The 19,810-nt window shown below is 58.3% G+C and carries 13 protein-coding genes and 1 pseudogene; 9 read left to right on the forward strand and 5 right to left on the reverse strand.

All coding sequences use genetic code 11. The annotated features are described in order from the left end of the window. Positions 1-381 precede the first annotated feature (381 nt). Positions 382-2,499 carry a carboxy terminal-processing peptidase gene (locus BKP54_RS02545; protein WP_084814201.1) on the reverse strand — a complete coding sequence of 706 codons (2,118 nt, stop codon included), beginning with the start codon at positions 2,497-2,499 and terminating at the stop codon, positions 382-384. A 786-nt stretch (positions 2,500-3,285) separates the two neighbouring features. On the opposite strand from BKP54_RS02545, the gene BKP54_RS02550 reads away from it, so the two are divergent. The 3 genes from BKP54_RS02550 (at position 3,286) to BKP54_RS36000 (ending at position 6,977) form a co-directional block, all read left to right on the forward strand. Next, a complete protein-coding gene (locus BKP54_RS02550; RefSeq protein WP_084814202.1) occupies positions 3,286-4,992 on the forward strand; it encodes an arylsulfatase in 1,707 nt (568 codons plus the stop codon). A gap of 79 nt (positions 4,993-5,071) precedes the next feature. Beyond that, positions 5,072-6,097: an HAD family hydrolase gene (locus tag BKP54_RS02555; protein WP_084814203.1), complete on the forward strand. Its 1,026-nt coding sequence runs from the start codon at positions 5,072-5,074 to the stop codon at positions 6,095-6,097. 55 nt (positions 6,098-6,152) lie between these two features. After that, positions 6,153-6,977, forward strand: coding sequence for a hypothetical protein (locus tag BKP54_RS36000; RefSeq protein ID WP_025430573.1), 825 nt, complete (start codon positions 6,153-6,155; stop codon positions 6,975-6,977). Between the two features lie 171 nt (positions 6,978-7,148). Here BKP54_RS36000 and BKP54_RS02565 read toward each other — a convergent pair whose 3' ends face one another. Next, on the reverse strand, positions 7,149-8,063 hold the full coding sequence (locus BKP54_RS02565) for a hydrogen peroxide-inducible genes activator (protein WP_025430574.1): 915 nt from the start codon (positions 8,061-8,063) through the stop codon (positions 7,149-7,151). 115 nt (positions 8,064-8,178) lie between these two features. On the opposite strand from BKP54_RS02565, the gene nhaA reads away from it, so the two are divergent. Then, the gene (gene nhaA / locus BKP54_RS02570; protein ID WP_128090360.1) at positions 8,179-9,408 is read left to right on the forward strand and encodes a Na+/H+ antiporter NhaA; all 1,230 of its coding nucleotides are present in this window, start codon (positions 8,179-8,181) and stop codon (positions 9,406-9,408) included. 388 nt (positions 9,409-9,796) lie between these two features. Here nhaA and katG read toward each other — a convergent pair whose 3' ends face one another. Continuing rightward, positions 9,797-11,971, reverse strand: coding sequence for a catalase/peroxidase HPI (gene katG, locus BKP54_RS02575; RefSeq protein ID WP_084814204.1), 2,175 nt, complete (start codon positions 11,969-11,971; stop codon positions 9,797-9,799). A gap of 166 nt (positions 11,972-12,137) precedes the next feature. Between katG and BKP54_RS02580 the strand changes: the two genes are divergently transcribed. The 5 genes from BKP54_RS02580 (at position 12,138) to BKP54_RS02605 (ending at position 17,762) form a co-directional block, all read left to right on the forward strand. Further along, entirely contained in the window at positions 12,138-13,055 is a 918-nt protein-coding gene (locus BKP54_RS02580) for a hydrogen peroxide-inducible genes activator (RefSeq protein WP_084814205.1), read from the forward strand. A gap of 236 nt (positions 13,056-13,291) precedes the next feature. After that, positions 13,292-14,665: a hypothetical protein gene (locus BKP54_RS02585; protein ID WP_084814206.1), complete on the forward strand. Its 1,374-nt coding sequence runs from the start codon at positions 13,292-13,294 to the stop codon at positions 14,663-14,665. A 180-nt stretch (positions 14,666-14,845) separates the two neighbouring features. Beyond that, complete coding sequence (locus BKP54_RS02590) at positions 14,846-15,844, forward strand: phosphatase PAP2 family protein (protein WP_245317776.1); 999 nt, start codon at positions 14,846-14,848, stop codon at positions 15,842-15,844. Between the two features lie 474 nt (positions 15,845-16,318). Then, positions 16,319-16,711, forward strand: a complete 393-nt coding sequence (locus tag BKP54_RS02600) for a hypothetical protein (RefSeq protein WP_128090361.1) — start codon at positions 16,319-16,321, stop codon at positions 16,709-16,711. Positions 16,712-16,775: 64 nt separating this feature from the next. Next, positions 16,776-17,762: an acyltransferase gene (locus BKP54_RS02605; RefSeq protein ID WP_158071668.1), complete on the forward strand. Its 987-nt coding sequence runs from the start codon at positions 16,776-16,778 to the stop codon at positions 17,760-17,762. 411 nt (positions 17,763-18,173) lie between these two features. Here BKP54_RS02605 and BKP54_RS02610 read toward each other — a convergent pair whose 3' ends face one another. Both BKP54_RS02610 and BKP54_RS36345 read right to left on the reverse strand, forming a co-directional pair. Continuing rightward, complete coding sequence (locus BKP54_RS02610; RefSeq protein WP_158071669.1) at positions 18,174-19,175, reverse strand: phosphatase PAP2 family protein; 1,002 nt, start codon at positions 19,173-19,175, stop codon at positions 18,174-18,176. Positions 19,176-19,472: 297 nt separating this feature from the next. Then, positions 19,473-19,751 (reverse strand): annotated as a pseudogene (locus BKP54_RS36345) (SOS response-associated peptidase family protein); the annotation flags it as partial. Positions 19,752-19,810 lie beyond the last annotated feature (59 nt).

The raw sequence follows: 19,810 nt of genomic DNA on the forward strand, positions 1-19,810 counted from the left end.
CCAGCTGCTCCAGTTTATAAAGTACGGGTAAACACGCTCAGGAGGAGCAGTTATGAGCAGAAACACCGTTATTGGCGTCATTGTCGCCGTCGTCGTAGTCATCCTTGCCGTTGTTTTCCTACTTCCTGGCAAGACGACCACAACGGAAACAGCGACACCGCCGGCGACTACGACTGAGCCGACGACCTCCCAGCCCTCGACGACCCAGCCTTCAACGACTGCGCCAGCTCAATAGGGCATACCTACGAGACGACTGTAAGCACTATCGACGCCGAGCGTCGCGCTGGACGGGCGGTCATTGGGCGGATGCGCCTTAAAGCCTCCCGTAACTGTTGAGGCTATGCCTCAAAAATCTGATGGTGTTGCACCGGCCGGGTATGATTATTTTCCGTCCGTGTTCCCCGATTGTTTTGTGGCCGCCTTCGGCGCGCCTTCCCGCAAGTCCGCCTCATCGGCAAGAATGGCAACGGCCTCGTCCAGCAACACGTCCTTTGCGTTCTTGCGGGCATTCTCAATGGCAATATCAGCACTCAGGCTACGCTCGTTTGCACGCAGGCCATCATCTTCGCCAGTATTTTCGCCATCGCCTGCTTGCGCCCGGGACTTCAGTCGATTTTCGCGAGCAGTCAATTCTCTACGACGTTCGGCTTCATTGAGGGTGACAACCCCCTTGTCGCGCTGCGCTTTCAAGTCCGCAATGTCTTCTAACAGGCGTTGGAAATCCGGATTGCTTTCAACCCGCGCATCATGGCGGCTTTGAAGGGTCGGCAGCAACGCCGTTACGGTGCCGGCGGGCGTATAGGTCGCGGGCTTGATCTGAGCCCACGGCAAGGCATTGTCATAACTGGTCTCGCCAAAGCGTGTCGGATCAGAAAATCCCGGCAAGCTGATATCAGGCGTCACGCCGTGCAGCTGGGTCGTACCGCCGTTGATCCGGAAAAACTGCGCAATCGTGACTTTCAGCTCACCGAATTCGGGTTTGCTGTTGCGAACCACCTCGTCAAGATTGACGACAGTTTGGACGGTGCCCTTACCGAAACTGGGTTCGCCAACAATCACGCCTCGACCGTAATCTTGGATTGCCGCGGCAAAAATCTCCGAAGCCGACGCCGACCCTCGATTGATCAGGACACCCACAGGGCCTGTCCAGACAGGTGCTGGAAAATCAGCGCTTGTTACCGCGACCTTACCGTCGCTACCGCGTTGCTGAACGACCGGGCCGCCGCCGATGAACAGGCCGGTCAAATCAATCGCCTCGTTCAGTGAACCGCCGCCATTGTTGCGCACGTCAATGAGAACGCTGTCGACTTGTTCCTGCTTCAGTTCATCGAGAAGCTTTCGGACATCGCGGCTCGCGCTTCTATAGTCCTTGTCTCCTTTGCGTCGGGCTTCAAAATCCTCGTAGAATGCCGGCAGAGTAATCACTCCGATTTTACGCGTGGCTTCGCCCACTTTCACAGACAGGACGGCCTTCTGGGCTGCCTGCTTCTCAAGGCTGATCTTATCGCGCACAAGATTGACAACCCGATGGGTGGCATCCGCTCCAGCATCCGCCGGCAGGATGTCCAAGCGTACTATGGACCCTTTTTTCCCTCGTATCAGTTGCACGACTTCATCAAGGCGCGTGCCAACCACTTCCTTTATCGCCCCATCCTTGCCTTGACCAACGCCGGTAATGCGGTCTCCGACCGAGAGCTTGCCAGACAACTGCGCCGGCCCGCCAGGCACGAGCTCACGGATCGTCGTGTAGTCGTCGCGCTCCTGCAGTACCGCACCGATGCCAACCAGCGAAAGCTTCATCGCGATATTGAAATCGGCCGAAGCAGCCGTGCCGAAGTAGTCCGTGTGCGGGTCGACCGACGTTGTGTAGGCGTCCATGAACGACTGGAAAACATCATCGCTTTTATACTTGTAAGCGCGCTGCAGAGCGTTTGCATATCGCTTGTCGAGTGTTTCGCGAATGGCCGCGTCGGTCTTGCCGCCCAGTTTCAACCGCAACCAGTCGCTTTTTACGCGTTTGCGCCAAAGCTCGTTGCTCTCGGCCTCCGACTGGGGCCAAGGAGCCTTTTCGCGCAGCACCGAAAAGTTCTCCTGCGCACCGAAATCGAAGTCCTGCTTAAGCAAGTTGCGGGCGTAGTTCATGCGGTCGACAACGCGCTTCCCATACACGTTGAAGATCGCAAACGGGATCTTCAAGTTTTTCCGTTCGATTGCGTCGTCGATCTCGTTGCGGTCCGACATGAACCTGTCGATGTCCGCTTGCAGGAAGAGCGTGTGGTCCGGATCAAGTGATTTGATGAACCGATCCATGATCCTGGCCGACAGGGCGTCGTCGAGTGGAACGGGCTTGTAGCTGAAACGCGTGAGAAATTCCGCACTCAACTGAGCGGCTTGTGCCTGTTGCTTAAGCGGCGCCAAAACAGGCGGTGCGGCGACTTCAGCATATGCGGACTGTACGATTGCAAGAAATGCACCAAGGAAAATGTATGATATGCGCATTCAGCGTTGATCCAATTCTTGATGCCGAGTGTCGATACGCGATCTAGGTGAAGCAATTATGGCTTTTTGGCAACTAGGTGGATCATGCGCGCCTCCGACGACCCTTCGCTCAACGAGGTTTACGCAAACTGCGGGCGGCTCAGGAACGCAAGGTGGCCCTGGCGGATCATCCCAAATGCGTCCCAGGTGTCGTTGGGAGGAATTCCATAAAACTCGTCAAAACCCTGGTTCTGCGGCTGGCTATAAATTGGGCTGCCGAGGTGCCATTCCATTCATCGCTGTGGCGTAACCGGCATCATGCAACCCTGGACTTCAGCTTCTAGAGGGGCAGGTGCGCATTAAAAGGCCGTCTCAGTCGAGGCCTACGTGAGTAAGCCATTGGCATTACTCTTTGAACGTCCAAGTATCGAAAATGCAGATTGTCGACTGCAGCGTGCCTTTTAAAGAGAATGCACGTCTTGAAATGCCCTCCTCCTGCACCATGATTATACGCGAGCGTGAGCGATCTCTCGTCGCATTGATGGGCATATCTTATGCGCTACGACCAGATCCACCGAAACTGTTTAGGTGGAAGCTGTTCGACCTGATGCTATGCAGATCCGGCCAAACTGGGCCATTTGTTCTGAGCCGTGTTCGTTTTAAGAATTGGGTAGCAGCTTTGCATCGTGGCGCTGCACACTCTCGACTGCGTCGCAATGGCAGCACCCACGCCTTCGCATTCAACTCTTCTCGCGCATCAAATCTAGTGAATGAACCTTGCAAGGTTCTCTGAGGGAGGGACGTGAAATGCCTCGCATAAAAACAACGTGCATCGCAGCAGCATTGACGGCGGTGAGTAGCCTTTGGGCCGGCACAGCAATCGTGCAAGCGCAGGAAACCAAGCCCAACATCCTGTTTATCATGGGCGATGATATCGGCTGGATGCAGCCAAGCATCTATCACCAGGGCCTGATGGTAGGTGAAACGCCCAACATCGATCGCATCGGCAATGAGGGTGCGAAATTCATGACCTACTACGCCGAGCAAAGCTGCACGGCTGGTCGTACCGCCTTCATCACCGGCATGCAGCCGGTGCGCGTCGGCATGGTCCTGCCGGAAATTCCCGGAAGCCCGTCCTACCTGCGGGCAGGCACGCCTCACCTTGCCCGGTTCCTGAACGATCTCGGCTATTCGACAGGCGAGTTCGGCAAGAACCATCTCGGGGATACCACCGAGTCCCTGCCGACTGCCCATGGTTTTCAGGAGTTCTGGGGCTATCTGTATCACCTCGACGCCATGCAGGGCGTGAGCTTCCCCGACATCAACAAGACGCCGACAGAGCAGGGGATCGCACCTCCTTGCAGGAATACGCCAATCCCCGGGCTGACCGAGAATCCTGCGGCGGTCGATCCGAAGACAACAACGTGCCTGACACCACCGCGTCCCATGCTAGCGTGCGCATCCTCCGACGGAACCCCTGAAAATCAATCTTGCAAGGACGAAGGGCCGCTGACACTCGAGCGCTCCAAGACGATTGACGAAGAAATCTCCGGCAAGGTCATCGACTTCCTCGACAGGAACGACCCCGAGAAAACCAAGAAGCCCTTCTTCGTCTGGTACAATCCGGCACGCATGCACATCACCACCGTGCTGCCGGACAAGTACCTGAACATGGTTGGCGAGCCGGGCGGCAAGGACTGGGGCGTCAACGAAGCTGGTATGAAGCAAATGGACGACAACATCGGCTACGTGCTGAAGAAGCTCGAGGAGATGGGAGAACTCGACAACACCATCGTCGTCTTTACCACCGACAACGGTGCCGAGACGATTACCTTTCCCGACGGCGGCACCACTCCGTTCAAGGGCGGAAAGCTCAGCACCTGGGAAGGTGGCATGCGCGCTCCGCTAGTCGTGCGCTGGCCCGGCCATATCGAACCGGGAACGGTCAAGAACGAGATCTTCGCATCACTCGATTGGCTGCCGACATTGGTGAACATTGCTGGCGGCCCGAAGGGTGAAGGGCTCAAGAAGGAGATCGAAGCGGGCAAGTATCCGAAAGTTGTCAAAACCACTCTCGACGGGATCGATCAGCGCGACTTCCTGGAAGGTAAGGCACCATCCGCACGCGACTCTTTCTTGTACTATTCCGGCAAAGAGCCGTCGGCGGTCCGCTTCAAAAACTGGAAGATGTATTTCGCGATGGTGTCCGATGACCCTGCGGGCTTCATTTCCGGCGTGCAGCCCTATTCCTGGACACAGGTCGTCAACATCAAGCGTGATCCGTTCGAAACTTCGGTCGGTCAGCAGATCAAGACACTCTTCGGCATGGGGGGCGCGATCGCCTCGCCTTCGACGGCCTATGTCTATGACTGGAACATCCTGCCCGTCGGGCAGCAGCTGTGGCTGAAGCATCTCGAGACCTACATCAACTTTCCGCCGCTGCAGGACCCTGCAAGTTATAATCTTGAGCAGGTCATGCAGCAAGTTAAGGAAATGAAGACAGGGCACGACTGACGTGCGGGCGAATAACGACAGCGCAACGGGCGCCCTTCGGGGCGTCCGTCATCTCTATGATCCCGACGGAGGGTCCGAAATGTACTCGAAACTTGCATTCCGCAAGCATTCGGCTGGTTTGTCCCTCGGATTGTGGACGTTGTTCGCGGTTGCCACGGCGCAGGCTCAGACCGACCCCCTGCCATCCTGGAATGACACCGTCACGAAACAGGCGATTGTCGAGTTCGTCCGGGCGACAACGGACAATACGAAGCCGACTTTCGTGCCGCCCGAGGAAAGAATTGCGACCTTTGATCAGGATGGAACGCTGTGGGTGGAACACCCGATGTACAGCCAGCTCATCTATTGCCTGGAGCGGGTGCCGGCCGTGGTTGCCGAGAAGCCCGAACTCAAGGACGTCGAGCCTTTCAAGACCGTGCTGACCGGCGACCGGGAAGCGATCGCCAAGCTCCCTATGGCGGATCTCGAAAAGATCCTCGCTGCCACGCTCTCCGGCATGAAGGTCGACCAGTTCGAAGCCGAGGTCAGCAAGTGGATCGCATCGGCAAAGGATCCGCGATGGAAGCGCCCCTATACCGAACTCACCTACCAGCCCATGAAGGAGGTACTCGGTTATCTGCGCGACAATGGCTTCAAGACCTACATCGTCACAGGCGGCGGCCAGGACTTCGTGCGTGTCTACTCCGAGAGCACATACGGGATCCCTCCTGAACAGGTGGTGGGGACAGCCGGAGGAACGACCTATGGTTATGGAAAGGACGGAAAGCCCTTCCTGACCAAGGACCCCAAGCTTCTCCTCAATGACAACAATGCCGGAAAACCGGAGGGCATCCATCTGATTATCGGGAGACAACCGATCATCGCTTTCGGCAATTCAACGGGCGACAAGGAGATGCTCGAATATACCGAAGCGGGGGACGGCCCCCGGCTTTCCGTTCTCGTGCTGCATGACGACGCAGAACGAGAATATGCCTATGGTCCGGCAAATGGTTTGCCTGAGACCAAGGTCGGCACTTTCACGCAGGAACTTTACGACGAAGCCATCAAGGACGGCTGGATCGTCATCAGCATGAAAAACGACTGGAGACGAGTGTTCGCGGACTGACCGAGCAGCTTCGCCTGCTCATACGCATTTCAAGCCTGAAACGCAGGAGGTAGTTATGAAACCCAGAACTGCTGTCTTTCTTTCCGTATTCCTTGCCACAAGCCAATTTCTCATCCCCGGCTCGGTTTTGGCGCAGGACGCCGATGTCAAGCCGCACGTCCCGCTTGCCAAAACGATCGGCCAGGTATCACCGACAGGGCCGGTTCCGTCGCTTTTCGTCCTCAACTCTGCGGGCGCAAAATTGGAGGGAACCACGCTCACAATGACGGGCGTTTCGATGAATTCAATCGTCTTCGCCGATCGGCCAGTTCGTGCGGCCGGTCATCTCACGACCGAGCAGTTCGTCATGCAATGGGACGAAGGCAAAGGCAGTTTTTCCACAGATCCGCCCAATGCCACGATTTCGGTCCTTGGCGGGAACGGGTCGAAGGTCGAAGATGCTGTCGTGACGATTATGAAGCCAAAGCTCGCGGGTGGGAACCTGACGTTCGAAGTGGCGGTCCTTGAAGGAAGTCTTTCGGGCGGAAGCGGCCCTGCAGCACTGTTCATCGACCGTGGCGGCTTTGGTGGCGGGGGCTTTGGCGGCGGGGGCGGCTTTGGCGGCGGTGGTGGCCGTGACTTTGGCGGCGGTGGCGGCCGTGACTTTGGTGGCGGCGGCTTTGGCGGCGGCGATCGAATGGGGGCCGACGTTCATGTGAACGATGTCCACGCCAACTATTGGCACGCTCCAGATTATCATGGCGCTTGGTATGCCGGCGCCGGGCTTGCGACGGGGGCCGCCATTGGCGCAGCCGCCACCGCGCCCTACCGCTACGGCTATGCCAACCCCTACTACAACAACTACAACCAGTGTGGATATTACCCCTATCCGCCCTGCTAAAAGGTCGCTGATAGTGGTTCGAAACCTGTCGGGAAAAGGCGGAGTGACGTGCAAGAGCCCGTCGCTCCGATCAAGCGACCCGATCTCCTTCAATCTGCGCGGAGCCTGCCAACAGAGCTGGTCGCGTCGGTCGCGACAATATTCCAAACCAAGTTTGGGATCGATTAGAACTCACTGCGTTGATGCTGCCCATGGAGCCACGCACTTTGCTATCAATTCCGCTAGCGCGTTGTAGCTGGCCTGTCGTGGAGATGAGTTGCGCCAAACCATATGAATGTCGCGTGAGGGTGCCCTAGACGATAGCGGTCGCGCTGTCACCAGCGTCTCCCGCATGACATCGGACCTAACATAAAGCGCCGGTAGCAGGGTCAACCCCATTCCGCATGCAACCATCAAGCGCAGCGTGTCCAGCGTGTTCCCAGCATAGTCTTTCGCATGTATCGCGCCCACATCGCTACAAAGCGATGCGATCTGGTCGTGGATTCTATGGCCGTGCTCCATCGAAAGGATAGTTTCTCCCGCAAGCTGTCCCGGCTCGATCGTTTCCTGCTGCGCAAGGAGATGATCGGATGGAAGCACGAGGTGAAGGGGTTCTCGAATCAGTCGAACGGAACAAAACTCGGAATCATCGACGCCGCATGGAAGAAGCAGCACGTCATGTGCACCGTCAGATAGTTTTTTCGGCAGGTTCTCAAGGCGGTCCTCCCGCACCACAATCCGCAGGCCTGGGTAATCCTGTTTGATTGACGGCATGGCAACAGACAGAACGTAGGCTCCAACAGTTTGAACAACGCCCATCTGTAATGTGCCCTGGAGGCCGGAAGTCTGGTCGTGTCTGGCGACTTCACGGATATCCCCGAGTTTGGCCAGCACCTCTCTGGCCCGGCACACCACCTCCTCGCCTGTTGGCGTAAGGCCGACGCGTGAGCGTGTACGCTCGACCAGATGTGCATCGAGTCGAAGTTCAAGCTCTCGAAGCTGCATGCTCAAGGTGGGTTGAGTGACATGGCATATCTCGGCAGCCCGACTAAAGTTGAGAGTGTCGGCAATGGCAACCAGATAACGAAGCTGTTGGATACTGGGCATACCCTCTCTTATAGATTGGCTCTATAAGAGGCAACATGGCTATCGATTTCCTTCGATCGATAGAACGTGATCAGGTGAAGGACATCCGTCCTTCAAACTGAGAATTGCTTAATCCATGATTAATTCAGCGCTCGCGGCCAAGCGCCCCGCATCACTCCTCCGTGCCTTTCTCGACAACAACGCCTCCGGCGGCATCATCCTAATGCTCGCCGCTGCAGCTGCGCTGGTCGTCGCCAATTCGCCGTTCGGCTCGTCCTATGAACAGGTACTGCACGTCTACGTGGGCGGCTTGTCTGTCCTGCACTGGATCAACGACGGACTGATGGCGTTTTTCTTTCTGATGGTCGGTCTTGAGATCAAACGGGAGGTACTTGACGGACAACTATCGACATGGTCGCGCCGCGTCCTCCCCGGAAGTGCTGCAGTCGGCGGCATGGTCGGTCCGGCATTGATTTATCTTGCCTTCAACCTAGGTGAGGGCGGACATCCGAACGGATGGGCAATCCCTGCTGCGACGGATATCGCGTTCGCCCTTGGGGTGCTGTCGCTTCTTGGTCCGCGGGTGCCAATATCTCTTCGGGTCTTTCTCACAGCACTCGCCATTATCGATGATCTTGGAGCCGTTGTGATCATCGCCTTGTTCTATACAAGCTCGTTGAGCGGCCTGGCGCTGGCTGGCGCAGCGGCGGTCACCGTCGCACTCGTGGCATTGAACAGGACAAACGTGAAGCACCTGTTTCCCTACATCGCTCTGGGTGCGGTCCTCTGGTTCCTTGTTCTGCAATCCGGTGTTCACGCAACGCTGGCTGGTGTAATCCTTGCCTTGACTATCCCATTGCGTTCAAATTCTGCAAATGCCGACGACATGTCGTCACCGCTTCACAAAGCCGAGCATGGGTTGGCTCCGTGGGTCACCTTCCTGATCGTTCCTCTCTTCGGTTTCGCAAACGCCGGGGTGTCCTTCGACGGAATGACGGTTTCATCACTCGCCGAACCCGTTCCGCTTGGCATCGCGCTTGGTTTGTTTGCGGGAAAACAGCTCGGCGTTTTTCTGGCGTCAGCTGCTGTCATCCGTCTGGGCTGGGCGCGACTGCCTAGCGGCGCGAGCTGGAAACAGGTCTATGGGGTAGCGATGCTTTGCGGGATCGGGTTCACGATGTCTCTGTTCGTTGGACTGCTCGCATTCCCTGATGCGATTGCGCTTCAAAACGAGTTGAAACTTGGTGTGTTGCTCGGTTCGGTCTCGTCGGCCATTATTGGTGCTCTGTTGCTGCGGGCTCCAGCAACAAGAGACGGCCTGCGCTCTAACAAAAGGGCGTCTCGGCACCAACCGCCATGTGGCTGACAGCTCCTGCATCGACGCTCTAAAGGAATATCCGCGTTTTCTGCGATGGCACGGAACCAGACTGCGGCGGCGCCGTTAAGGTTGCGTCTTGCAACGGAGGAACGGCAACAATGGAAAAAGAGGCTGAAGCGCACAAATCGAAAGAAAACGATCGCCGGGATAGTTCCAAACCTGGCACGATCGTCGCCGGCCCGGAAGCCCACGCGCGGGAGGCGGCTGGAAAGATGCCGTCAGGCCGAAGTGCCAAATCCGAGAAGCCTGCGAAGAAGCCGGCAAGCCGTTCCTAGCCTTCGAGCATGAATGCGGATGAGCCGATCTCCAGAGACGGCGGATCCGAGGGCCTCCCCCCGTTCGACGGGGGAAGGCGTTGACTGGGTGATCCCAGGGATCATGCAGCCAGATCGAACCGATCGGCGTTCATGACCTTGGTCCAGGCTGCGACGAAGTCTTTGACGAACTTCTCCCTGTTGTCATCCTGGGCATAGACCTCCGCATAGGCGCGAAGAACGGAGTTCGAACCGAAGACGAGGTCGGCGCGGGTCGCCGTGTACTTGGTCGCGCCGGTCTTGCGGTCGCGGATTTCATACAGGTTGTTGCCGGTCGGAACCCAAGAATAGCCCATGTCGGTCAGCGTGGCGAAGAAGTCCGTCGTCAACGCGCCGACGTGGCTCGTGAAGACGCCGTGCGCCGTACCAGCATGGTTCGTGCCAATGACGCGGAGACCACCGACGAGCGCTGTCATCTCGGGCGCGGTCAGGCCCATCAGTTGGGCGCGATCGAGCAGCAGCTCTTCCGGGCTCACCACATAGTCCTTCTTCTGCCAGTTGCGGAAGCCGTCGGCGAGCGGCTCGAGCGGAGCGAAGCCGTCGGCGTCCGTCTGCTCGGCGGTCGCATCGCCACGCCCTGCGGCGAAGGGCACTTCGATGTCGAAGCCTGCGGCCTTTGCCGCCTGCTCGACGCCGTAGTTGCCGGCGAGCACGATCACGTCGGCAAGGCTGGCACCCGATGCCGCGGCAATCGGTTCGAGAACGGAAAGAACACGGGCCAGACGTGCCGGCTCATTGCCCTCCCAGTCCTTCTGCGGGGCAAGGCGGATGCGGGCGCCGTTTGCACCGCCGCGGAAATCCGAACCGCGGAAGGTGCGGGCGCTGTCCCATGCCGTGGCAACCAGATCCGCGATGGAAAGACCTGATGCCGCGATCTTCGCCTTGACGCCCCCGATATCGTAGTCCTTGCGGCCGGCCGGGATCGGATCCTGCCAGACGAGGTCTTCGGCCGGCACATCAGGGCCGAGATAGCGGGACTTCGGACCCATGTCGCGGTGCGTCAGCTTGAACCAGGCGCGGGCGAAGGCATCCGAAAAGACCGTGAAGTCACTCCTGAAGCGAAGCGAGATTTCGCGATAGATCGGGTCCACCTTCAGCGCCATATCCGCATCGGTCATCATCGGAATGGTGCGGATCGAGGGATCCTCGACGTCGACTGGCTTGTCTTCCTCTGCGATGGTGATCGGCGCCCATTGAGAGGCGCCCGCAGGGCTGTGCGTCAGCGTCCATTCATGGTTGAACAGCATCTCGAAGAAGCCGTTGTCCCACTTCGTCGGCTCGGCGGTCCAGGCGCCCTCGATGCCCGAGACGACCGTGTTACGGCCGACGCCGCGACCCTTGGTATTCATCCAGCCGAGGCCTTGGAATTCCGGGCCTGCGGCTTCCGGATCGGGGCTGAGGTCACCCGGGTTGCCGTTGCCGTGGGACTTGCCGATGGTGTGGCCGCCGGCGGTGAGGGCCACGGTTTCCTCATCGTCCATTCCCATGCGCGCGAAGGTCTCGCGCATCTGCGCGGCGGTCGCCAGCGGATCGGATTTGCCGTTCACGCCTTCCGGGTTGACGTAGATGAGGCCCATCTGCACGGCAGCAAGCGGGTTTTCCAGCGTCTCGGGCTTGGAGACGTCGCCATAGCGGCCGTCGCTCGGGGCGAGCCACTGCTTCTCGTCACCCCAGTAGACGTCCTTTTCCGGCGCCCAGATGTCCTCGCGACCGAAGGCGAAGCCGAAGGTCTTCAGGCCGGCAACGTCGTAGGCGATGGTGCCGGCAAGCGCGATCAGGTCGGCCCATGAGATCTTGTTGCCGTATTTCTTCTTGATCGGCCAAAGCAGGCGGCGACCCTTGTCGGTGTTGACATTGTCCGGCCAGGAATTGAGCGGGGCGAAGCGCTGGTTACCGGTGTTGGCACCGCCGCGGCCGTCGGCGGCGCGGTAGGAGCCGGCCGCGTGCCACGTGACGCGCGCCATCATGCCGACATAGCTACCCCAGTCAGCCGGCCACCATTCCTGGCTGTCCGTCATCAGGGCGCGCAGGTCCGCCTTCAGCGCTTCCACGTCCAGCTTCTTGAGCTCTTCGCGATAGTTAAACCCCTTGCCCAGCGGATTGGTCTTGCTGTCGTGCTGGTGCAGGATGTCGAGGTTGAGTGCGTTGGGCCACCATTCCATGACGGAGTTGCCGAGAGCCGTGGCGCCGCCGTGCATGACCGGACACTTGCCGGCCGTGGTTGTCTTCGTATCCATTTGGTCCTCCAACGGGTTTTCTTCAATCTACGGACACTGGAAGGGCTTCGCGGGCACACCTCTTGGGTCAGCGCCACCGGCAAGTGCCTTCCGAGTGGCCAATGAGTAACAAGCCCACCTCATAAATTCCAATTGTATATTCTAAAGGCAGCGATATGCTGAGGTTATGAATGGCCTGACGATGAAACATCTCCGCTATTTTGACGCCCTTGCCCGGATCGGCCATTTCGGCCGCGCCGCAGAGAGCTGCGCCATCTCGCAGCCCGCGCTATCCGTGCAGATAAGGGAACTGGAGGAACTGCTTGGCGCGCCGCTCGTGGAAAGAGGCGGGCGCCGCATACGGCTCACGGGTCTCGGCGAGGAGTTCGTTGGCCGTACCCGCGCGATCCTGCGCGCTGTCGACGAACTGGCAGATCTCGGACGGGCTGCGCACGGGCCGCTCGCGGGCCGCCTTCGCCTCGGCATCATTCCAACGGTAGCGCCTTATCTGCTGCCAACCATAATAAAGTCGCTGACACGACTGTATCCGGGACTCGATCCGCGGCCGCGTGAGGCGATCACACAAAGACTGATCGAGGACTTGGCGGAGGCGAAACTGGATATCGCCATCGTCGCGCTGCCGATTTCGGAGCCTGCCCTGGAGGAAATCCCGCTCTTTGACGAGGAATTCGTGCTGGTACGGCCGCTCGAGGATGCGGGCAAGCCGGTGCCGTCTTCGGAGAGACTTCACGAGATGCGCCTGCTTCTGCTGGAGGAGGGGCATTGCTTCCGGGATCAGGCGCTGTCCGTCTGCAACATCACGACAGCATCAACGCGCGATGTGATGGAGGGGAGCTCGCTTTCGACGCTCGTTCAGATGGTGGGTGCGGGCATAGGTGTGACGCTTATCCCGCAGATGGCCATCGAGACCGAAACGCGGTCCTCTTCGGTCTGCGTGTCCCGGCTTGCCGGCCCCCGTCCGACCCGAACGATCGGGATGGTCTGGCGAAAGACCAATCCACTGTCGACGCAGTTCACTCGGATCGCCGACATCGTGCGCGAAGCCGGACTGAGCAGGCAGAGGCAAATGGATGCCGCCGCGTGAAAGGAAGCTGCTAGGCCGGTCACCGGCTGGCGACAACAGGCAATCGCAGGTTCCCAAACCGTTGTGGGACCTCCTTGGATGCCGAAGCTCCACGCCCAGCGATCCCGGCGGCACATCACGTTTTGAAATGAACGGTCACTTAATATGACTTCCCATTACGGGTCAGTCCGGTCATGTAACGATTGAAGGTCGTCCGAGTCACCGCTCGACGACGAACGGACCAAAGAGCTGACAGTATGGAAAACCCGATCGCATTGAATCGCCTTGCCGAGAACAACGTCTTTCGCAAAGGTGATGTTTTCGTCCTTTTCGGCGAACTGTTCGGCCGCGGATACGCAACTGGCTTGCTCGACCAAGCCCGACAGGCAGGCATGGAGATCGTGGGAATCACGGTCGGGCGGCGCGACGAGAACAACGCACTGCGACCTCTGGACGCCGAGGAACTCTCCGCCGCCGAAGAGCGACTGGGCGGCAGGATCATCAACATCCCCCTTATGGCCGGCTTCGATCTCGACGCTCCGGCAGGTGGGCCCACTCCGACTGATCTCCTGGCCAATATGACGCTGGAGAGCTGGGAACAGGACAGACTCGACTGGGACTACATCCAGCAGTGCCGGGACATTGCCACTTCGCGCTTCACGAATTCGCTTTCACAGGTCATGGCCGTTCTCGACGGAATGATTGCCGACGGCCGCAATGTCATTTTCGCCCATACGATGGCCGGAGGCATCCCGAAAGCGAAGGTATTCCTGGTCGTTGCCAATCGGGTCTACAAGGGGCGTGGTTCTCGCCACATGTCGTCGCAAGCCCTGCTTGACAGCGATATGGGCAAGCTCATCCTGCAGAATTTCGACGAAGTCTCCGCAATCACCTTTCGACATCTCATCGACTTCAGCGCGGCGATCCGAGAGCGCGTAGAGGCATCGGGTGGTCAGGTGCGGTACACGGCCTACGGCTACCATGGAACGGCGGTCCTGATCGACGGCAGTTATCGCTGGCAGACCTACACCAACTACACCCAAGGTTACGCCAAGATGCGCCTCGAAGGCATCGCGCAGGAAGCCTGGGCGGCGGGTATCAAGGCAACCGTTTATAACTGCCCTGAAATCCGGACCAATTCCTCCGACGTCTTCACGGGTATCGAGCTTCCCCTGATACCGCTGCTGCTCGCCTTGAAGAAGGAAAACGGCGGTCAATGGGCCGAAGAACAGTGGCAGGCATGTGAGCGGCTTCTGGCAGACGGCTTCACGATGACGGATGTCATCCAGAAAATTACCGATATGCAGGCCAACGAGGTCATGCGTCCGTTCTATGATTTCTCGGCGTGGCCCATGGCAAACAGCCAGGCACAATCCGATCTGACCATCGGCACGTCCAACGAGATCACGCAGATGCATCGGGACGGCAAGGCGATGATCAGCGACCACCTGAGTGCCCTCGTGGTGGAGGCGACCGGGCAGCTGATTTTTGGCGAAACCTCGGATCCCTCCGGTCCCGTCCAGTGGCTCAACCACGACATAGTGGCGCGCCGACTTAACGCATCCCACGTGCAAAAGCAGGCGCCCGCGATCTCGCATGGGGCGAAAGGCTCTCACCTCGAGGTTGCCTGACAGCTTCCCAATCTGGCTTAAAAGCTCGTTTCTCTCAGGGGCCAGAAGCGAGACGGGGTTGACGGAATCTTATAATTTCCATTCGATCATCACTTGGGGATAACAATTGGTGATCGAATTGTTATGAGGACGCATCTTTCGGCGCTCTTGCGCACCGCGCACGACTATCGATTTGCATACATGATACTGCTAACGCACATCGCATTGATGTTTGCACTGGTTTTGCATCTTGGCGTCGATCCGCACTACCGAACTGGGACGTTCTACCTGCGGTGGGCGTCGATGGCGATGCTAATCTACGCCCTCAGTTACATGCTTTGGACGGTCATCAAGTTCCTGATTGAGGGGCGAGAACGACCGACTGCAGCGCTTGTGGCGCACATGAAAGCGGTTCTATCTCGCGATGACCGCTTCGCCCACGCACTCCACTCCATGGTGATTTTCATCTCTATGATAACCGTGTTCGCCACGATCAAGTCGACGATCCCGGCGCTCAACCCCTTCGGCTGGGATCGAGTTTTGATCAATCTTGACCGCTTCATCTTCGCCGGGTTGGATCCCTATGTCGTGACGAGTGCCGTCTTTGGGAACGCATATGCCGTCGTCCTGTTGAACATCCTTTATAACATGTGGCTCATCGTCGTGGTCTGCTCAATGGTGTGGGCTGCGTGGACAAGCGATCACGTAAAGCGCCTGCGGTTTATGTTCTCTGCTCTGCTGGGTTGGCTTATCGCCGGCAACATCCTTGCAATCGCGTTCTCGTCAGTCGGGCCGTGCTTTGTCGCTCCGCTGTTGGGAGACCAGACATATTCGCCGCTGATGAAGTTGCTTACGGACATCGACGCTGAAACCGGCATGGTATGGGCATTGACCGCGCAGGACGTTCTCTGGTCATCCTATACGCGCGAGGCCGGCGCCATCTCTGGGATATCCGCCATGCCAAGTCTGCATGTCTTGTTCGCGGTCATCATTTCCTGCGCAACCTGGGGCATGGGGCGTATCCGCCGTTGGGCCGGGATCGGTTTTGCTGGGGTGATTGCTATCGGTTCCGTCCAGCTCGGCTGGCACTATGCGAGCGACGGAATATTAGGCGGAGCGCTGGCGCTCTTTTTCTGGAAAGCATCTGAATATCTGACGATTTGGACGCTGGACCGGCCGGCTAGAGTCGCTAACGCCTGATCAGACATCAAAGCCCTCGCAACCGAACTCGCCCATTTGTGGCGTTTTTTTTTCGTTGCCGGCGATCGCCTGCCGAAAACTCGTGCCCACTCGGCAGGACACCGGGCAAGGCGTCTCCGGCGTCGCGCCGCCTACTGCTATCTACAACGATACGTCGACCAAGCGACCAATGACGAATTGGTGGGATGGTACGACCACGGAAGCGATCTGACGCTCGCCAGCGGCGAATCCTTGACGCTCGACTTCGACGGCACCAACGGCGTCCTGACCCTCGCGTGATCGCGTTCGTCTATTTGGCACCAGAGGCGACGCTGACGGCTTCCGCCGGCACGTTCACCCTAACAGACGGGCATTTCGTCGGTCGGCAACCTGCTCGAACTCCATGCCGATCCGATGACCGGCCAGGTCGGCTGGCTCAACCTAAATGCCCTTGGCCAAGCGAAGGCGAACGTCCCCAGGTTCACGACATGGACAATGGGCGTTCGTTTCGTGCCGCAGAACTTCACCGCCAACAATGCGATCCTCTCCTACACCCAGGACGAGAACGCGAATACAAGCCGATCGACGCTGGGGCTGTGTGAAAACACTCCGGATCAGTTCGGCATCTGGAACTCCACAGACACTTGGTTGATGGTTGATGGACAGCGTGACGCCGTCCCCAGGCGTCGAATACCGTCTCAACCATACCCAGGCCACTACAGCGAACCGCAAGATCTATCGCAACGGCGTCGGGACGACCGACACCCTTTGGTCCAGAAACCATATATCGGCGCTGAAGACCTATCGCCGGCCGAGCGCGCCACGGGCTCGATCAACTACGTCTACCTGCGGAATGGCGAACTCTCGGCAAACTGGATCGCCGCTTAGGACAAGAGTTGGCGGACGCCGGATATATTCTATACGATAGCGTAAGTTCGCGGGGGGCTTGGGGTTGCAGGAAAATCCGGCACTAAACGGCGTTCGGGCCGCTGCTGTGGCCGCCGTCGTCGCGTTCCACTGCGGCGTTCCAGTCGCCCTCGGTGGCATGATCGGCGTCGATCTGTTTTTCGTCCTCTCTGGCTATCTGGTCACAACGATCCTGCGGGAAGGCCGGTCGCTCCTGGAGTTTTTCGCAGGACGGATCGTCCGGTTGTGTCCAGCGCTCTTCCTGATGCTTGCCGTGTATGCCGCCGTCGCGCCGTGGTTCCTGCTCGATCGCAACGTCACGTCGGATGTGTTGCTGGCCGGTCTGTATGTCTCGGACTATTCGATGGCCTTCTGGCACGAGCCGTTGATGCTTAACCACACATGGTCATTGGCCGTCGAGGCGAAGTTCTATCTTCTCTGGCCGTTCCTGATAGTCGCAACCCGATCAATCAAACAGGAAGCGCTGCTCTGGGTGCTGGGAGTAGCTTTCCTGCTGGCGACAGCATGGCGCGTGATAGACTGTTACGTCTGGCAGGATTGGTATCGCTCCTACTACCGGTTCGATACGCGCACGAGCGGGTTGATCCTTGGCGGCATGCTTGCCGTGATGCCGTGGAGACCGACTGGTGAACAGGCCGCAAAGATCGGAAGATATTCGATCTACGTGCTTCTCGTTGCGTTGATCTTCTTCCGGTTCCGCCATATCGGCATCATTGCCTGGGGTGGGATTGTCGTCGACTTAGCCGCGGCTTGTCTGATCCTTTCACTGATCTCGGGCGAGACGCCAGTTTCGCGGTTCTTGTCGCGGCACTGGATGCGCCATCTCGGTCTCTGGTCCTATTCGATCTATTTGTGGCACTACCCAATTACTCGCGCTCTTCGAGGCGAATGGGGTCCGATCCCCACTTTCATTGTTGTCGGGCTGTTGTCGATTGGTCTCGCGTCGTTGTCTTATTCCTACGTTGAGCAGCCAATGAGAGCTCTCTTTCGTCGCCGGAAGGCGACGGCCTGAATTAGCCCACTAAAGGACTCCTATGTCTATTGAGCCTTGCAGCGACGAACTGTTGCGCGAGACGGTCGCCGCGCATCCGTCGAAAAGGTCAGGTGAACCATGCCAACCCATCCCGTGCCTGACGACGTCGTCCGCCGAACGCTGGCCGCAAACTCGTGCCCTTTTCGGCAGGACACCGGGCAAGGCCCCCTCCGGCGTCGCTTTCTACCAAACCCCAGGATTGATTTGCCCGACGCCAGCAACACAATGACGAGTCGATCGGCTGGTATGACTACGGCTCCTCCGACCTGATGCTCGCCAGCGGCGAGTCTTTGCCCACCGACGTCGACGGCACGAATGGCGTTCTGAGCGGATGTTGAAACTGCTGATGGGGTGATCAACATGGCGGACGGCCCCGGCGGCCCGTTCCTTCTAAAACTGCGGGATCGGTGTACGGGATTGGTAACGCGATGCGATCCCGAACCAGATCAATAGCGTCGCCGCAAAGGAGACGTAGGCATCGACGGCATAATGCCAGCCCAAGTGTATCGACCCCAGAAATATCAGAACGAAATGGATCTTGAGTGCCCATCGTATGGCGGAATGAAAGCCTCTTGAAGCGAGGACCATCAGGAGTGCTGTCGCGTTGTGAAGGCTGGGCATGGCTGAAATTCCCATTTCGGAGCCTGCACCTGTGTGGCCCTGCCAGAGCATGTCCTGGACGTTGAGAGCAAAGATCGGCGCGTTTTGATCAGCAGCCTTGAGGTAGGACATCAGCTCGGCATAGGGGGATTCCTCAAGGCCGAGGTTGCCGAAAAAGCATGGGCCGGCCGACGCAAAGGCGGTTGCCATGAAACTACCGAGAATGATCCACAGCAGCGCAAAAGTGACGAGGAATTGAGTGCGCTGAGGTCGCTCGCTGAACGCAACAGCCATCCAAAACATCCACATCACCATGAACCAAATACCGTAGTTGATGCTGAGTAGGAACGTCACCGGCCAATAGCCCAAGAGCGGCTGAAGCCACTGCCACGGTAGCAGGCCGAAGTGAAGTGTTCGGTCAATACTGCTCAGCGTCTGGTCCCAAGCAAACTCAGGGAGATGAGTTTTCCACTGCCAAAATACGCTTGTAAGGATCACTTGTGCGCCGGCAACGGGGAGATAGAACGCTGCCGTTGCGAGTGAGATGCCGCGGATGTCGCGAATGATTGCGGTAATCGGGCGATCCGCGTGATTGACCAGGACATGATAAGTACCTCTCATTCCCGCCGCGAATAACGCCGTCATGGAGACTAGGCCAACCAAAGATATGACGAAGTACCAAATCCAGGCGCCTAGTGCCAATTCGATGATGCTAAAACCCAGCAGTAGATAAACAACCGACAAAGACATGGCCGCCGCATCACGGCGTGCACCAGCAAGCAATGCGCTCATAAATGTTTGAGGATTAAACATAGTCGCCCAAGTGATCCCGCCTCATCTAGAAGCGATAATACAATCAAGACCTGAAAGTCCTCTTAATCCGTCGAGGGATGATCGCATGTGTGCATCGACGCACCTGGTCGACCGCAGGCCCCGCAGAAGAGCCTCGAACGCGGCGCGCGCGCCCTGATGTTGTCGACGCCGGTAAGCGACCTTGTTCGTTTGCCAGCGTCGTCCGTTTAGTCGATCGCTTGGCGGCACTTCTGTCATGAAGAAACGCAAAACGCGCGCCGGGCGGCCTTGGTCCTGTCATTCAACCGGATCGAGGATATCGGCCGTATTGTTTTTTGGCGAGCCAACGCTTGCCCCGATCTTCCACATCGTCATCAGCTCGGCCGGGAACGGCTTCATGAGGTCGTGCGCCTCGGGTTCCGGAGACAGCCAGCGATCGTAGTCCTGGGGTGGAGGATCGCCAGCATGCGGTCATTAATCGTCGCCATCATTTCATTCGGTTCGCAGGTGACGACGCTGAAGGTGCACGAACGGCTCACCCGACTTAATGGCGATAGCGTAGGGCTGCTTATTTTTGCGGGCTCCGTGAATGTGAACAAGTCGGCGTGGACGTCGAAGATGCCGCTGTGAGCTTC

The organism is Ensifer sp. 1H6 (genome assembly GCF_001976035.1).
GTDB classification, from domain to species: Bacteria; Pseudomonadota; Alphaproteobacteria; order Rhizobiales; family Rhizobiaceae; genus Ensifer; species Ensifer canadensis.

Coding starts and splice junctions, on each gene's coding strand:
- BKP54_RS36000 (WP_025430573.1), top strand. CDS start 6,153: ATGAAACCCAGAACTGCTGTCTTTCTTTCCGTATTCCTTGCCACAAGC.
- BKP54_RS02565 (WP_025430574.1), bottom strand. CDS start 8,063: ATGCCCAGTATCCAACAGCTTCGTTATCTGGTTGCCATTGCCGACACT.
- BKP54_RS02555 (WP_084814203.1), top strand. CDS start 5,072: ATGTACTCGAAACTTGCATTCCGCAAGCATTCGGCTGGTTTGTCCCTC.
- nhaA (WP_128090360.1), top strand. CDS start 8,179: ATGATTAATTCAGCGCTCGCGGCCAAGCGCCCCGCATCACTCCTCCGT.
- BKP54_RS02550 (WP_084814202.1), top strand. CDS start 3,286: ATGCCTCGCATAAAAACAACGTGCATCGCAGCAGCATTGACGGCGGTG.
- BKP54_RS02545 (WP_084814201.1), bottom strand. CDS start 2,499: ATGCGCATATCATACATTTTCCTTGGTGCATTTCTTGCAATCGTACAG.
- katG (WP_084814204.1), bottom strand. CDS start 11,971: ATGGATACGAAGACAACCACGGCCGGCAAGTGTCCGGTCATGCACGGC.
- BKP54_RS02580 (WP_084814205.1), top strand. CDS start 12,138: ATGAATGGCCTGACGATGAAACATCTCCGCTATTTTGACGCCCTTGCC.
- BKP54_RS02600 (WP_128090361.1), top strand. CDS start 16,319: ATGGGCGTTCGTTTCGTGCCGCAGAACTTCACCGCCAACAATGCGATC.
- BKP54_RS02590 (WP_245317776.1), top strand. CDS start 14,846: ATGATACTGCTAACGCACATCGCATTGATGTTTGCACTGGTTTTGCAT.
- BKP54_RS02610 (WP_158071669.1), bottom strand. CDS start 19,175: ATGAGCGCATTGCTTGCTGGTGCACGCCGTGATGCGGCGGCCATGTCT.
- BKP54_RS02585 (WP_084814206.1), top strand. CDS start 13,292: ATGGAAAACCCGATCGCATTGAATCGCCTTGCCGAGAACAACGTCTTT.